13 protein-coding genes are annotated in these 14,762 nt (G+C 70.7%); 4 read left to right on the forward strand and 9 right to left on the reverse strand.

Features of this window, described 5'->3' with window-relative positions; all coding sequences use genetic code 11:
- Nucleotides 1–312: 312 nt before the first annotated feature.
- The 3 genes from AC07EQ_RS13135 to gdhA all read left to right on the forward strand — a co-directional run bounded on the left by AC07EQ_RS13135 (nt 313) and on the right by gdhA (nt 4,239).
- Nucleotides 313–1,338 carry a VanZ family protein gene (locus AC07EQ_RS13135; protein ID WP_478388200.1) on the forward strand — a complete coding sequence of 342 codons (1,026 nt, stop codon included), beginning with the start codon at nt 313–315 and terminating at the stop codon, nt 1,336–1,338.
- Nucleotides 1,339–1,352: 14 nt separating this feature from the next.
- The gene (locus AC07EQ_RS13140) at nt 1,353–2,750 is read left to right on the forward strand and encodes a mycothione reductase (RefSeq protein WP_478388201.1); all 1,398 of its coding nucleotides are present in this window, start codon (nt 1,353–1,355) and stop codon (nt 2,748–2,750) included.
- A gap of 142 nt (nt 2,751–2,892) precedes the next feature.
- The gene (gene gdhA / locus AC07EQ_RS13145) at nt 2,893–4,239 is read left to right on the forward strand and encodes an NADP-specific glutamate dehydrogenase (RefSeq protein WP_478388202.1); all 1,347 of its coding nucleotides are present in this window, start codon (nt 2,893–2,895) and stop codon (nt 4,237–4,239) included.
- Between the two features lie 270 nt (nt 4,240–4,509).
- On the opposite strand, the gene AC07EQ_RS13150 is transcribed toward gdhA, so the two are convergent.
- Nucleotides 4,510–5,778, reverse strand: a complete 1,269-nt coding sequence (locus tag AC07EQ_RS13150) for a CynX/NimT family MFS transporter (RefSeq protein ID WP_478388203.1) — start codon at nt 5,776–5,778, stop codon at nt 4,510–4,512.
- An 88-nt stretch (nt 5,779–5,866) separates the two neighbouring features.
- Between AC07EQ_RS13150 and AC07EQ_RS13155 the strand changes: the two genes are divergently transcribed.
- A complete protein-coding gene (locus tag AC07EQ_RS13155) occupies nt 5,867–6,571 on the forward strand; it encodes a FadR/GntR family transcriptional regulator (RefSeq protein ID WP_478388204.1) in 705 nt (234 codons plus the stop codon).
- Here the strand turns inward: AC07EQ_RS13155 and AC07EQ_RS13160 are convergent.
- The 8 genes from AC07EQ_RS13160 to ispG all read right to left on the reverse strand — a co-directional run bounded on the left by AC07EQ_RS13160 (nt 6,547) and on the right by ispG (nt 14,750).
- Nucleotides 6,547–6,789 carry a type II toxin-antitoxin system Phd/YefM family antitoxin gene (locus AC07EQ_RS13160; protein ID WP_132494121.1) on the reverse strand — a complete coding sequence of 81 codons (243 nt, stop codon included), beginning with the start codon at nt 6,787–6,789 and terminating at the stop codon, nt 6,547–6,549. The genes AC07EQ_RS13155 and AC07EQ_RS13160 overlap by 25 nt on opposite strands.
- A 45-nt stretch (nt 6,790–6,834) precedes the next feature.
- Nucleotides 6,835–8,355 (reverse strand): cobyric acid synthase, encoded by a 1,521-nt coding sequence (locus AC07EQ_RS13165; protein WP_478388205.1) that lies wholly within the window; start codon nt 8,353–8,355, stop codon nt 6,835–6,837.
- A gap of 526 nt (nt 8,356–8,881) precedes the next feature.
- The gene (gene map / locus AC07EQ_RS13170) at nt 8,882–9,739 is read right to left on the reverse strand and encodes a type I methionyl aminopeptidase (protein WP_478388206.1); all 858 of its coding nucleotides are present in this window, start codon (nt 9,737–9,739) and stop codon (nt 8,882–8,884) included.
- Nucleotides 9,740–9,879: 140 nt separating this feature from the next.
- A complete protein-coding gene (locus tag AC07EQ_RS13175) occupies nt 9,880–10,275 on the reverse strand; it encodes a type II toxin-antitoxin system VapC family toxin (RefSeq protein ID WP_478388207.1) in 396 nt (131 codons plus the stop codon).
- Nucleotides 10,272–10,544: a type II toxin-antitoxin system Phd/YefM family antitoxin gene (locus tag AC07EQ_RS13180; protein ID WP_132494125.1), complete on the reverse strand. Its 273-nt coding sequence runs from the start codon at nt 10,542–10,544 to the stop codon at nt 10,272–10,274. The genes AC07EQ_RS13175 and AC07EQ_RS13180 overlap by 4 nt, the downstream gene beginning before the upstream one ends.
- Before the next feature lie 56 nt (nt 10,545–10,600).
- A complete protein-coding gene (locus AC07EQ_RS13185) occupies nt 10,601–12,388 on the reverse strand; it encodes a penicillin-binding transpeptidase domain-containing protein (protein ID WP_478388208.1) in 1,788 nt (595 codons plus the stop codon).
- 176 nt (nt 12,389–12,564) lie between these two features.
- Nucleotides 12,565–13,401, reverse strand: a complete 837-nt coding sequence (locus AC07EQ_RS13190) for a GNAT family N-acetyltransferase (protein WP_478388261.1) — start codon at nt 13,399–13,401, stop codon at nt 12,565–12,567.
- Nucleotides 13,402–13,595: 194 nt separating this feature from the next.
- On the reverse strand, nt 13,596–14,750 hold the full coding sequence (gene ispG, locus AC07EQ_RS13195; RefSeq protein WP_397530863.1) for a flavodoxin-dependent (E)-4-hydroxy-3-methylbut-2-enyl-diphosphate synthase: 1,155 nt from the start codon (nt 14,748–14,750) through the stop codon (nt 13,596–13,598).
- Nucleotides 14,751–14,762 lie beyond the last annotated feature (12 nt).

Below are 14,762 nucleotides of genomic sequence, written 5' to 3' on the forward strand. Positions count from 1 at the left end.
CGGAACCTCAGACGCCCCCTCGGTGCATGTCCAACACACAGCGCTGGGCTGTCCTCCCGGGGCGACGCCTGAGAACCCGCGGCGGTGCAAGTTGCGAAGTCGGGGAAGGAAAAAGCGGCCTCGCCGCTTGCCCTACGCCACTGCTGCCCCGTCCAGGCTTCCACAGCTGCAGAGCCGGTACGCGAAAGGGCCGCGCCTCCCCCGGGAGGTGCGGCCCTTTCGCGTACCGGGATCGCCCGATCGAGATGTATCTGAATCGGCACCTCGCTCCTCTTTATCTGCGGGAGGTATTTCGGGAGTCAGGAGGCCGAGATGAGCGTGCTGCCGGGTTCGTTCGCCGCGCTGGCCGCCACCGGGGTGGCCGCGCTGCTGTTCGCGCCGTTCGTCGCCGGCGAGCACCGGCGGCACGGCGAGCTGCGCGTGGGCATCGCGCTGCAGCGCTTCGCCGTCCTGCTCTACGCCTTCGGGCTGTTCTCCTACGTGTTCCTGCCGTTCCCGTCCGACGCGGCCTGCTTCGCGCCGCAGTGGCGACCGCTCGCCGGACTGACCAGCCCCGCGATGCTGGCCCAGTTCGCGTGCAACGTCGCGCTCTTCGTCCCGCTGGGCGCTCTCGTGCGGGGCGGCCGGTCGGCAGCAGTGCTGACCGGGGCGGCGACATCGGTGCTGATCGAGCTGACCCAGCTGACCGGGTTCTGGTTCGCCTTCCCCTGCCCGTACCGGGTTTTCGACGTGGACGACGTCATCGCGAACACCGCGGGCGCGCTGCTCGGTGGCCTGCTCGCGCCGCTGCGGCAGCGGCTGCCGGCCGGCACCAGCGGACGTCCGGCGACGCAGCCGCGCCCCGTCACCGCCGCCCGGCGGCTGCTGGGCATGTGCTGCGACGTCCTGGTGCTGTGGCTGCTCGGCGTGGCCTGCGCCCGGGCCGCGGACATCGCGTTGCGGCTCACCGGCACCGCCCCGACGCGGTGGTGGGAGGCGGCCGCGCTGTGGCTCGCCCCGGCGGCGTTGCTGCTGGTCACGACACTGCTCGGGCACGGCACCTCACTCGGCCAGCACGTGGTGATGCTGCGTGCCAGAGCGCCCGACGGCCGCCCGCCGCCGGCCGCGACGCTGCTGCGGTGGGCCGCCGGCATCGGCGGGCTGGCCGTGGCACAGGGCGTGACCGAGGGAACGTTCGGGGAACCCGGTGCCGTGCTCGGCGTGTTGTGGTGCACCGCGCACGCCTGGAGTGTGACCAGAACCCGAGATCACCGCGGAATCACGGGGCTGGTCGCCGGGTTGGAGATGATCGACGCCCGAAGAAGCCACGGCGCGCCGGACCTGGTGCGCCCGACTTGAGGCAGGATGGACCAGTGCGGCACTTCGATCTAGTCATCATCGGTTCCGGCTCCGGAAACTCGATCCTCGACGACCGGTTCGCCGACTGGGACGTCGCCGTGGTCGAGAAGGGCATCGGCCCCAACGACGCCTACGGCGGCACCTGCCTGAACGTCGGCTGCATCCCGACGAAGATGTTCGTGCACACCGCCGACGTGGCCGCGGCCCCGGCGGGCGGCGCGAAGCTCGGCGTCGACCTCGAACTGCGCGACGTGCGCTGGCACGACATCCGGGACCGGATCTTCGGGCGGATCGACGAGATCTCCACCGGCGGCCGCCGGTACCGCGCCGAGGGCAGCCCGAACGTCACCCTCTACGCGGGCGTCGCCCGGTTCACCGGGGTCAAGCAGCTGACCGTGGAGACCGCCACCGGCCCGGAGACGATCACCGCGGACCGCTTCGTGGTGGCCGCCGGCGGCCGCCCGGCGATCCCGGACATCCCCGGCCTGGACCAGGTCGGCTACTACACCAGCGACACGGTGATGCGGCTCGACGAGCTGCCCGCCCGGATGATCATCATGGGCACCGGCTTCGTGGGCGCCGAGTTCGCGCACGTGTTCAGCGCGCTGGGCGTCGACGTGACCATGATCGGGCGCTCCGGCCGGGTGCTGCGTGCCGAGGACACCGACATCTCCGAGCGGTTCACCGAGCTCGCGGCCGCGCGCTGGGACCTGCGGCTGAACCGCAAGGAGATCTCGGTCGAGCGCGACGGCGACCTCGTCCGGCTGCACCTGGAGGGCCCGGAGGGCGCCGAGGCGGTGGAGGCCGAGGCGCTGCTCATCGCGATCGGGCGGGTGCCCAACTCCGACCTGCTGGACGCCGCCGCAGGCGGTCTCGAACTCACCGCCGACGGCAAGATCAAGGCCGACGCGACCCAGCTGACCTCGGTGGACGGCGTGTGGGCGATGGGCGACATCAGCTCGGAGCACGAGCTCAAGCACGTCGCGAACCACGAGATGCGCGTCGTCCAGCACAACCTGCTGCACCCGGACGAGCCGGTCGAGTCCGACCACCGGTTCGTGCCGCACGCGGTGTTCTCCGCGCCGCAGATCGCCGCGGTCGGCCTCACCGAACAGGAGGCGCAGCAGCGCGGCGTCAGCTACGTGACCTCGATCCAGGACTACGCGGGCATCGCCTACGGCTGGGCGCTGGAGGACAAGACCGGCTTCGCCAAGCTCCTGGCGGATCCGGACACCGGACAGCTGCTCGGCGCCCACATCATCGGCCCGCAGGCGCCGACGCTGCTGCAGCCGCTGATCCAGGCGATGCAGTTCGGCCTGGACGCCCGGACCATGGCCCGCGGCCAGTACTGGATCCACCCCGGCATGCCGGAGCTCGTCGAGAACGCGCTGCTCAACCTGCCGCTGAAGTGACGGTTGTGCCCGATGTGTCGGGCGTCATCTTGAGTAGTTCCAGTTTAACGGGTCACCTTAGGAGGATCGGGCTGCTCGCTGTTGCGCTCCCGCCGTGGCGGAGCGGGCCCGGGCGGCCCGGAACGTCGTCGGACAAAGGAGTTTGCCCGTGCTTCACGAACGCCTCGAACCGGTCTACGAGAACGTGGTCCAGCGCAACCGCGGCGAAGACGAGTTCCACCAGGCAGTCCGGGAAGTGCTGGAAAGCATCGGTCCGGTGATCGACAAGCATCCCGAGTACGCCGAGCAGAAGATCATCGAGCGGATCTGCGAGCCGGAGCGGCAGATCGTCTTCCGCGTGCCGTGGGAGGACGACCGCGGCGAGGTGCAGATCAACCGCGGCTTCCGGGTGGAGTTCAACAGCGCCCTCGGCCCGTACAAGGGCGGCCTGCGCTTCCACCCGTCGGTCTACCAGGGCATCGTGAAGTTCCTCGGCTTCGAGCAGATCTTCAAGAACGCCCTGACCGGGCAACCCATCGGCGGCGGCAAGGGCGGCTCGGACTTCGACCCCAAGGGCCGCTCCGACCGGGAGGTCATGCGGTTCTGCCAGAGCTTCATGACCGAGCTGCACCGGCACATCGGCGAGTACACCGACGTGCCGGCCGGTGACATCGGCGTCGGCGGCCGCGAGATCGGCTACCTGTTCGGCCAGTACAAGCGGATCACCAACCGCTACGAGTCCGGCGTGCTGACCGGCAAGCACCTGTCCTTCGGCGGCGCCCGCGTCCGCACCGAGGCCACCGGCTACGGCTGCGCCTTCTTCGTGCAGGAGATGCTGACGGCCCGCGGCCAGTCGTTCGACGGCAAGCAGGTCGTGGTGTCGGGATCGGGCAACGTGGCCATCTACACGATGGCGAAGGTCCACCAGCTCGGTGGCACCGTGGTGGCCTGCTCGGACTCCTCCGGCTACGTCGTCGACGAGCAGGGCATCGACGTCGAGCTGATCAAGCAGATCAAGGAGGTCGAGCGCGGCCGCATCGCGACCTACGCCGAGCGCCGCCCGGGCGCGAAGTTCGTCGCGCAGCGCAGCGTCTGGGAAGTGCCGTGCGACGTGGCGATGCCGTCGGCGACCCAGAACGAGCTCACCGGCGCCGACGCGGCCACCCTGATCGCCAACGGCTGCATTGCGGTCGGTGAGGGCGCGAACATGCCCACCACGCCGGAGGCGGTGCGCAGCTTCCAGGAAGCCGGCATCGCGTTCGGCCCCGGCAAGGCCGCCAACGCGGGCGGCGTGGCCACCTCGGCGCTGGAGATGCAGCAGAACGCGTCCCGCGACAGCTGGAGCTTCGAGTTCACCGAGAAGCGCCTCGAGGAGATCATGAAGGACGTGCACGCCCGCTGCTACGCCACGGCGGCGGAGTACGGCATGCCGGGCAACTACGTCGCTGGCGCGAACATCGCGGGCTTCACCAACGTGGCCGACGCGATGCTCCGCCTCGGCCTCGTCTGACCGAACGGGTGCGGCTGGCCGGCGCGCCGAGGGGCGATGTGCCGGCCAGCCGCGCGACCCGTTGCCGAAGGCCGGGGATCAACGGCAGCGAGCCGGGTCTCCCGGCGGCGCCGCGTTCCCGCGACACCACCCACGGCGATCAATGGTGTCAGGGCCGGCCCGCCCGCAAATCCGATTCGGCACCGTTCACACCATCGGCGCAGTCCGCCGGACGCGAAGGGCGTCTCCGACCAGATCGGCCGAAGACGCCCTTCGCAGAACCGCGGGGTGTCAGATGGTGCGGGGGCGACCCGCGATGACGCCGAACACCGCCTGGATCGCGACGATCACCACAATCGCCGTCAGCGACGCCGACCAGGTGCCGGTCACGTCGTGCAGCACGCCGAACAGGAACGGTCCGAAGGACGCGATCAGGTAGCCGACGCTCTGCGACATCGCGGACAGCGACCCGGTGTCGGCGGCGTTGGCGGTCCGCAGCGAGATCAGCACCAGCGCCAGCGGGAACGCGCTCATCCCGATGCCGATCGCGAGGGCCCACACCACCGGCAGCGCCTGCGGCGCCAGCAGCAGCCCGAGCAGTCCGGTGAGGGTCAGCACCGCGAGCCCGACGGCCCACCAGGACTGGCTGCGGGTCCGGGTCACCAGGGGCGGCAGGATCATGTTGATCGGCACACCGATCAGCAGCAGCAGACCGAGCAGCATGCCCGCGGTCGTGCTGTCGATCCCGGCGCCCTTGAAGACCTCTGGCATCCAGCCCATCACGACGTAGGCGACCAGCGACTGCAGGGCGAAGTAGACGGTGATCACCCACGCCAGCGGGCTGCGCATCAGCGAACGCCGCGGACTCGTCGACGCGTTGCCCGACACCTGCCGCGTCGAGGAGCGGCGAGCCGTCGCCGGCACCCACACGCACAACGCGGCCAGCGCCACGACCGCCCAGGTCGCCAGCGACAGACGCCAGCTGCCGGTGGTGGAGTTCAGGTACGGCGTGAGGGCCGAGCCGGTCGAGCCGCCCGCCGCCATCGCGGTGGTGTACAGCGCGGTGGCCATCCCGACGCGGGTCGGGAACGACTCCTTGACCACCACCGGGATCAGCACGTTGCACATCGCGATCGCGGCGCAGACCAGCACGGTCCCGCCCAGCACCGTCCACGGACCGTCGACGACGCGCAGCAGCATCGCGAGCGTCAGCACCGCCAGCGACGCGCCGATGACCTTGTTGATGCCCATCCGCCTCGCCAGCAGCGGAGCGCCGATGCCGGCGATCCCGAAGCACAGCGTCGGCACCGAAGTCACCACGCTCGCCCAGGTCGTCGAGGTGCCGAGCGAGTCTCGGACCTCGCCGAGCACCGACGCCAGGCTCGTGACCGCCGGGCGCATGTTCGCCGCCGCGAGCGCCACGCCGGCGAGCAGCAGTCCCCCACCGGCGACGGCGACGTGCCGGTTCGGGAAGACCGGCTCCGCGGCGCCCTGGTTCTCGGCGGAGAAGCCATCCGGATGGCGTCCGGCGGCGAGTCGCGTGGCATCCTGGTCAGCCACCTGGTCGGGGACATGCTGGGGTCGTGACTTCGTAGACATCACGGCCTATTATGTCAAACGTAGGATGTTTGGACGAAAGGACCTGTCAGTGCCTTTGGTCACTGCCAAACGGACCGGGCTGGTCGATCAGGTCATCGCCCAGATGCGCGAGCTCGTGGCGTCCGGGGAATGGCCGCTGGGCGAGAAGATCCCGCCCGAGACCGAGCTCGTGAACGCCCTCGGCGTCGGCCGCAACACCGTCCGCGAGGCGGTGCGCGCGCTCTCGCACGCCGGGCTGCTGGAAGTGCGGCAGGGCGACGGCACGTTCGTGCGCGCCACCAACGAGATCTCAGGGGCGGTGCGCAAGCTGTGCGGCCCGGAGCTGCGCCAGGTCCTGGAGGTCCGGCGCGCGCTGGAGGTGGAGGGCGCCCGGCTCGCCGCCGGGGCGCGCACCGATGAGGACCTGCGCGAGCTGACGGCCTGCCTGGACAGCCGGAACGAGGCGGTGCAGCGCCTGGACAGCGCGGACGTCATCGTCACCGACGCCGAGTTCCACCGGCTGCTGGTCGCGGCCTCGCACAACCCGGTGCTGATCTCGCTCTACGACGGGATCCGCGAGACGGTGGCCTCCAGCGTGGCGACCACCTTCAACCCCGAGATCCCACCGGAGCAGCACGTCTCGCACGCCGGGCTGCTGGAAGCGGTGCGCGACGGCGATCCGCGCCGGGCGGCCGAAGAGGCGGGCGGGTTCCTCGACGAACTGCTCAGCCAGGTGGGTTCAGATCCTGATCAGGCAGAGGAGTCCGGCCAGTAGTCGGTCCCGACGTCGAACGCGTCACCAGCGGCCGGGGCCACCCACGACGCCGCGATCACTCCGGCGGCGAAACCACCGCCGGTCGATCCGCCGCGCGCGGGCTGCAGCCACACCGACGGCGCGCCGAACCGCGTGATGACGATCTCCTCCCCCGATTCGGCGCGATCGAGCAGCTCCACCAGCCGCTCGCGGGCTTCATCAACGGAAAACTCGGCCATGGCTACGACGTTACCCGGGTCACACGGGTTGCGGTGCGCAACGGGTCACCGGAGTTCCTGGTGCAGCAACGGAAGGCCGGTCGGTGCGCCGTCGTCGAGCAGTCGGCGCAGGGCGTCGGTGTCCAGGTGCTTCTCCACCAGATCGCCGAGCAGGTCGAGCTGCCCGGCCCGGATCTCGGCGAAGACCGTGCCAACGGCCGGTTCGAAGCCGTCCCGCCCGGCGCGCCGCGCGGCCCAGCGCAGGAAGGCCCGGCGGAAGGCGTCGTTCTCGAACAGCCCGTGCCAGTGGGTGCCGAGAACGGACTCGGTCACACCGCCCTCGACCTCCCCGTCGGGCAAGCTGACCAGCGGCGCGAGGTCTCCACGGCGGATCGCGGCGCCGTGATGGATCTCGTAGCCCTGGACGGGCTCGCCGAAGGCCTGGCCGCGCGGCCGGGCCAGCGTCTTGCGCGGCGCGAACTCGATCTCCAGGTCGAGCAGCCCCAGCCCGTCGACCGCGCCGCTACCGGACTCCACCTCGTCGACGATGCGCCGCGTCAGCATCTGGAAACCGCCGCAGATGCCGGCGACCGGCAGCCCGGCGCGGGCGTGCCCACGGATCGCCTCGGCCAGGCCGCTGCGCCGCAGCCAGTCCAGATCCGCGACCGTCGACTTCGAGCCGGGCAGCACGACCAGATCCGCGTCGGCCAGCCGCGACGGCTCGGTGACGAACCGGACCGCGACACCGGGTTCCGCGGCCAGCGCCTCCACGTCGGTGGCGTTGGAGATCCGCGGCAGCCTCGGCACCGCGACCCGCAACCACTGCGCGCCCTTCGGAGGCGCAGGCCGCCCGATCACCCCATCGGCCACATAGGACAGTGAGTCCTCGGCGTCGAGCCACAGGTCCTCGGCCCACGGCAGCACGCCGTGCACCGGGCGACCGGTCAACGCGCGCAGCTGGTCCAGGCCCGGTTCCAGCAACGCCGGGTCGCCGCGGAACTTGTTGATCAGGAATCCGGTGACCAACGCCTGATCCGCCGCGTCCAGCAGCGCGAGGGTGCCGAAGAGCTGGGCGAACACGCCGCCGCGGTCGATGTCGCCGACCACCAGCACCGGCAGCCCGGCGGCCTGCGCGAGCCCCATGTTGGCGATGTCGTTGGCCCGCAGGTTGATCTCGGCCGGCGACCCGGCGCCCTCGCACACGACGTAGTCGTACTCCGCGCGCAGCCCTTCCAGCGTGGACACGACGGTGTCCAGCAGGGCCGCCTTGCGGGCCCGGTAGGACATCGCGGTCACCTCGCCTGCGACCCGCCCCAGCACCACGACCTGCGAACTGCGGTCGCTGCCGGGCTTGAGCAGCACTGGGTTGAACCGCACCGAGGGCTCGACGCCGCACGCGGCGGCCTGCACGGCCTGAGCCCGCCCGATCTCGCCGCCATCGGGCGTGACCACGGAGTTGTTGGACATGTTCTGCGCCTTGAAGGGCGCAACCCGAGCGCCGCCGCGCGCCAGCCAACGACAGATCCCGGCGGTGACCACGCTCTTCCCGGCATCGGAGGTGGTCCCGGCGATCAGCACCGCATTCACACGAAGTTCCTACCCCATCACCCGAGCTCACCCGAAGGCACCACCGAACACCGGCACACCCGCGCGAAACCAGCAGCCTGAACGTCTCCCCAGATGAGTGCCCGTGAGTGCTTTTAGCGGCTATGCCGACCAAAACTGCTCACGACCACCCACCTGCACAGACACAGGCACCACCCAAGACACACCGGCGTCGATGCCGGGCACCTGACGCAGACAGGGCAGCCGGCGATTTCGCGCGAAATCGCCGGCCAAACCAAAGGCCGATGCGGACAGCCGAAGGTGCGCACCGCGAACGCACAACCGCCACCGCGGCGCTCGAATCTCACGACCAATAGCCGCCGCAAGCGGCGCAGCCGCTTAACCCACTCTCGCAACCCGCACCGCCGCGGGTTCTCAGAAGCCTTCTCGCGAGGACAGCCCCGACGCCGCGTATTGGTCATACGCAAGTCGGGGATCCCGGAGTCGAGAAGGCTTCTGAGGTTCCGCTACCCGCACCGCCACGCAGAACGAGCCTGGAACCCCTGAATCAGGGCAGGGTCAGGATTTCGTTGCCGTCTTCGGTGATCAGGATGGTGTGCTCGAACTGGGCCGTCCAGCTCTTGTCCTTCGTCGTCACCGTCCAGCCATCGCTCCACATGTCGTACTCGTGGGTGCCGAGGGTGATCATCGGCTCGATGGTGAAGGTCATGCCCGGCTCCAGGACGGTCTGCACCGACGGCTCGTCGTAGTGCAGGATCACCAGTCCACTGTGGAATGCGCGGCCGATGCCGTGCCCGGTGAAGTCGCGGACCACGCCGTAGTCGAACCGCTTGGCGTAGGACTCGATGACCCGGCCGATCACGTTGAGCTGCCGCCCCGGCTTGGCCGCCTTGATGCCGCGCATCAGCGCCTCGTGGGTGCGCTCCACCAGCAGGCGCACCTCCTCCGAGACCTCGCCGGCCAGGAACGTCGCGTTGGTGTCGCCGTGGACGCCGCCGATGAAGCCGGTGACGTCGACGTTGACGATGTCGCCGTCCTCGATCACCGTCGAGTCCGGGATCCCGTGGCAGATCACCTCGTTCAGCGACGTGCAGGAGGACTTCGGGAAGCCCCGGTAGCCCAGGGTCGACGGGTAGACGCCGTGGTCGCAGAAGAACTCGTGCACGACCGCGTCGACCTGGTCGGTGGTCGCGCCCGGCTGCACCGCCTTGCCGGCCTCGACCAGGGCCTGCGCGGCGAGCTTGCCCGCCACCCGCATCGCCTCGATGACCTCGGGCGGCTGCACGTACGGGTCGGTGTTGCGCTTGGGAGCCGGCTTGTCGACGTACTCGGGGCGCTCGATGTGCGCAGGGACTGGGCGACGCGGCGTCTGCACGCCTGGCTTCAACGGAGCTCGAACCGGCATGCCCACCACTGTAACCGCGATGCCAGCCCGAACTCCGGGTGGCGGTCACGAGCGCTCCACGCCCGATCCCCCCGCCGCCGGACCGCAATTTCCATTGAAATCGAGGGTTCGATTTCAATGGAAATTGCGGCGGGTCGGTGTCAGCTCGTGCCTGGGGAGGCCGTGGTCAGGCCTGCCTCGGCGGCCGCCGCCAGCAGCCCCGGGTCGTAGGAGACGTAGGCGTGCAGGCCGTCCTTGATCTTGTAGGCGGAGGCCAGGTGGATGGCGTCCACCGGGCCGACGTTGCAGCGCAGTTCGGTGGCCACGTCCAGCACGTCCTGCTTCACCGGCAGCTGGTCGATCTTGGACACGATGATCGACGCCAGGTCCTCGGCGGCCGGGCCGACCTCGCGGAACGTGCGCAGCACGTCCACCTTCGACAACGCGCTGGTGACGCGGGGTTGCTCCCAGCGCTCGCGGACCCACTGGCTCAGCGCCTTGCTCTCCGGCTCGGGGGCGATCAGCTTGATCAGCGCGGAGGAATCGAAGTAGATCAAAACCGCTCCTGTTCACGCCTGCGCAGCAGCCGGTCGGAGACGTTCGGGGTCGGTGCTGCCGGCAACGGTTCGGGGAGCTCACCGCCTTCGCCGGGCACGAGCTCCCCAGCGGCGACGAGTTCGTCGTACAGGGCCTGGTCACGCGTGGGCGGACTGAGCACGGCGACTGCGCGACCCCGATCGGTCACCAGGATCGATTCCCCGGCGGCGACGCGCTTCAGGTATCGACTGGCGTGCTGCCGCAGCTCGCGGACGCCGATCCGCTCCATGAGCTACAACGTAGCACCACGCTGACCCCTGGTGATCACCCGATCACGTGAAGCGATCAGGTGCCCGCCAGGAAGCGCTTCGCCGCCTCGACGGCCGGCCCCGACGAGCCCGCGTCCGTCACCAGCACCGCGAAGGCCAGGTCGCCGCGGTAGCCGACGAACCAGCCGTGCGAGTGGGTGCCGTCGCCGAACTGCGCGGTCCCGGTCTTGCCCCGGACGTCGCCGGAGCCGTTCAGCGCGGTCGCCGTCCCGCCGGTGACCACCTCGCGCATCATCGTGCGGAGCTGGTCGAGGGTCTGCGGCGCCGGCGGCTGCGGGGTGGCGTCCGCCTTGGTCTGCGCGCCCCGGACCAGCGTCGGCACCGGCATCCGCCCCTCTGCGATCGACGAGGTCACCAGCGCCATGCCGAACGGGCTGGCCAGCACCGTGCCCTGCCCGATGCCGTTCTCCGCGCGCTGCACCGTGCTGCCGCCCGGCGGCACCTTCCCGGTGATGGTGGTCGCGCCGGCCATCTCGAAGTCCACGCCGAGGCCGAGCTGGTGCGCCGCGTCGGTCAGGGCCTCCCCGGGCATGTCGACCGCGAGCTGCGCGAACGACGTGTTGCAGGAGTGCGCGAAGGCCGTCCGCAGCGGCACCACACCGAGGTCGAACTTCTTGTCGTTCGGCAGCGGCCGACCGTCGAACACCCTCTCGGCCGGGCATTCCACCGGGGTGTCGATGCCCGCCTTCCCGGAACCCAGCGCTGCGGTCGCGGTCACCGTCTTGAACGTCGAACCCGGCGGGTACTGCCCGGACAGCGCGACCGGGCCCTGCGTGTCGGCGGGCGCGTTCTGCGCCACGGCGAGCACTTCGCCGGTCGACGGCTGCATGGCCACCAGCATCGCGGCCTGCGGAACCGGGTCCACCGCCTGCTCGGCGGCCCGCTGCGCGCGGTCGCCGAGGGTCACGTTGGTCGGCGCGACCGGCCGCTCCGCGACGCCGTGCAGCTCCGCGGCCTCCTGACCGGCCGCGTCGAGCGCCACGACGCGCCACCCTGCGTTCGCCTGGACCTGCTGGTCGACGACGCGCGCCACCCCCGCGAGCACCTGCGTGCCGTACCCGCGCTCGGTGGTGACCAGCCGCGTCTGGGCCGGGAAGCGCACGCCCGGCAGGTCGTAGATCCGGGACTTGACCTGCTCGTAGTCGCCCTGCCGGAGCGTGACCACCGCGTAGGGCTGGCCCTGCGGCGTCTTCGCCACGCCGTCCAGGATGGACTGCTGGGTGATCGCGGGTTCGATGGTCTTCAGCGCGTTCGCCAGCGAGGCCGAGACGCCGGGCACGTCCCCGGCCTCCTGCGCGCTCAGGCTCACCGTGATCAGCTGCTCCGGCCCCATGAGCTGCTTGCCGTCGCGGTCCAGCACCGGCGCCGGGTCCGGGCGCTGCTCGCGGTAGGAGAGGGTCTGCCCGGCCGCCAGTTGCTGGTGGAGCACCGCAGGCGCCCAGCGGACCTTCCAGCCCTGCTCCTGCTCGACGAGCTTGAGCTCGTTCGAGTAGTTCCAGACCTTGCCCCCGCCGAAGTCCCAAGACATGTCGAACCGGGCCGTCGGCGTTCCCTGCGCGTCCTCGGTCACCTCGCGGACCGTCGCGTGCGCGGCCGTCGGCGCCAGGTTCCGCCGGGCCGCTTCGAGCGCCTGCTTGGCCTGGTCGGGGGCGTCGGTCTGGTTCGCCGCACCGACCGCGTCACCCGCCGCCACCGCGTTCACGAAGGAGGCGGCGACGTCCTCTTCAGACGGCCCGGTGCTGCAAGCGGCCAGCGGCAGCAGCAGGAGCGCCGCCACGCCGGCCAAGATCCGCGAGGAAACCATGCCCGCGAGTATGCCGAAATGCCCCGAAACGTCCACACCCCTTTTTCGACCCGTTGCCCGTTCGGTCAACGCACGCCGCACGGGAGACCACGGTTTCAGTTGAAACTGCGGGCCGGGCACCGCGAGCGGCCTGCAGTTTCAATTGAAACCGCCGATCAAAGGTCCATAGTGGACTTTCAGAGGAGGACCGTGCCGAAGGAGCCGACCTGGCGGAAGCCGACCTTCTGGTACGCCACCCGGGCCGCGGTGTTGTAGCCGTTGACGTACAGGCTCGCCGTGCGGCCCAGGCCGCGCACCAGCCGGTCCGCGACCGCGGCCGTTCCCGCCGTGCCCAGCCCGGTGCTGCGCCGGTCCGGGTGCACCCAGACGCCCTGGATCTGCCCGACCGTGCGGGACAGCGCGCCGATCTCGGCCTTGAACACCACTTCGCCGCCCTCGAAGCGGGCGAACGCCCGGCCGCCGGCGATCAGGTCGGCGACCCGCGCCCGGTAGCTCGCCGCGCCGCCGTCGCTGGACGGGTCCACCCCGACTTCCTCGGTGAACATCGCGATCGCCGCGGGCAGATAGCGGTCCAGCTCGTCCGGCCGGACCGGGCGCACCAGCGGGTCCGGGGCCACCCAGGGCGGCTCGGACAGCGCCATGAGCGGCTGATCGGCGCGCACCTCGCGCGCCGGGCCCCACTGCGCCGCGACCTCGTTCCAGAGCGCGAGCACCTGCTCGGCGGGGCCGACCAGCGACGAGCAGACGCGGCGCCGGCGCAGCGCGCGGTCGGCGAAGGCGCGCATCGCGGCCGGTCCGCCGCGCAGCGGGATCAGGTTCGCGCCCGAGAAGCACATCCCGGTGAGCTTGCCGCCGTAGCCCCAGAGCTCGCCGCCGAGGCGCAACGGGTGGATGCCGGCCTCCTCGACGCGCGCGGCCACCATGCAGGCCGCGACGGGGGCGGAATCCAGCACGGAACGGACCAGCACCGCGTCGCGTTCCTCCAACAGCCGTGCACCGGCGAGCTTGAGCACCTGCCAAGACTGCCAGAAACCCGGGGTGAAGAGCCCCACCGGCCGGTGTGCACCACACCGCCCCGAACCGCACTCACCCATTCGGAGTAGCCCGGTCGACGGATAGCCGCGGATTCACCGCGGGCGCGGCGCGCAGAAGACCGGAAAAGCGAAACCGGCCGCCCCCTGAACCGGGGACGGCCGGTCGCGCTAGATCAGCTGACGGTGACGACCGGCGCCCCGGCCGCGTCGTCGGCGGGCTCCATGTCCTCGGCGATGCGCATGGCCTCCTCGATCAGGGTCTCGACGATCTGGTGCTCCGGCACCGTCTTGATCACCTCGCCCTTGACGAAGATCTGGCCCTTGCCGTTGCCCGAGGCGACACCCAGGTCCGCCTCGCGGGCCTCGCCCGGCCCGTTGACCACGCAGCCCATCACGGCGACCCGCAGCGGCACCTCCATGCCCTCGAGCCCGGCGGTGACCTCCTCGGCCAGCTTGTACACGTCGACCTGCGCCCGGCCGCACGACGGGCACGACACGATCTCCAGCTTCCGCGGCCGCAGGTTCAGCGACTGCAGGATCTGGGTGCCGACCTTGATCTCCTCGACCGGCGGCGCCGACAACGACACGCGGATGGTGTCGCCGATGCCCTGCCGCAGCAGCGCGCCGAAGGCGACCGCGGACTTGATCGTGCCCTGGAACGCCGGGCCCGCCTCGGTGACGCCGAGGTGCAGCGGGTAGTCGCACTGCTCGGCGAGGATCTCGTAGGCGCGCACCATCACGACCGGGTCGTTGTGCTTCACCGAGATCTTCAGGTCGTGGAAGTCGTGCTCGGCGAACAGGCTCGCCTCCCACAGCGCCGACTCGGCCAGCGCCTCCGGGGTCGCCTTGCCGTACTTCTGCATCAGCCGCGGGTCCAGCGAACCGGCGTTGACGCCGATCCGGATCGGCGTGCCGTGGTCCCTGGCGGCCTGCGCGATCTCCTTGACCTTGTCATCGAACTTCTTGATGTTGCCCGGGTTGACGCGCACCGCGGCGCAACCGGCCTCGATCGCCGCGAACACGTACTTCGGCTGGAAGTGGATGTCGGCGATGACCGGGATCTGCGACTTCTTCGCGATGGCGGGCAACGCCTCCGCGTCGTCCGCGCTGGGGCAGGCCACCCGGACGATGTCGCAGCCTGCGGCGGTCAGCTCGGCGATCTGCTGCAGCGTGGCGTTGACGTCCGCGGTGACGGTCGTGGTCATGCTCTGCACGGAGATGGGCGATTCACTGCCCACTCCGACCGGTCCGACCTGCAACTGCCGGGTCTTGCGCCGTTCCGCGAGCACCGGAGCCGGGGCCGCGGGCATGCCCAGATCGACGGTCATCGATTCCTCTCC

It is taken from the genome of Saccharopolyspora sp. NPDC045839 (assembly GCF_056431645.1).

Bases quoted from the DNA above. Each gene is read 5' to 3' on its own strand.
- AC07EQ_RS13135 (WP_478388200.1), top strand. From the start codon at position 313: ATGAGCGTGCTGCCGGGTTCGTTCGCCGCGCTGGCCGCCACCGGGGTG.
- AC07EQ_RS13160 (WP_132494121.1), bottom strand. From the start codon at position 6,789: ATGGCCGAGTTTTCCGTTGATGAAGCCCGCGAGCGGCTGGTGGAGCTG.
- map (WP_478388206.1), bottom strand. From the start codon at position 9,739: ATGCCGGTTCGAGCTCCGTTGAAGCCAGGCGTGCAGACGCCGCGTCGC.
- AC07EQ_RS13180 (WP_132494125.1), bottom strand. From the start codon at position 10,544: ATGGAGCGGATCGGCGTCCGCGAGCTGCGGCAGCACGCCAGTCGATAC.
- AC07EQ_RS13185 (WP_478388208.1), bottom strand. From the start codon at position 12,388: ATGGTTTCCTCGCGGATCTTGGCCGGCGTGGCGGCGCTCCTGCTGCTG.
- ispG (WP_397530863.1), bottom strand. From the start codon at position 14,750: ATGACCGTCGATCTGGGCATGCCCGCGGCCCCGGCTCCGGTGCTCGCG.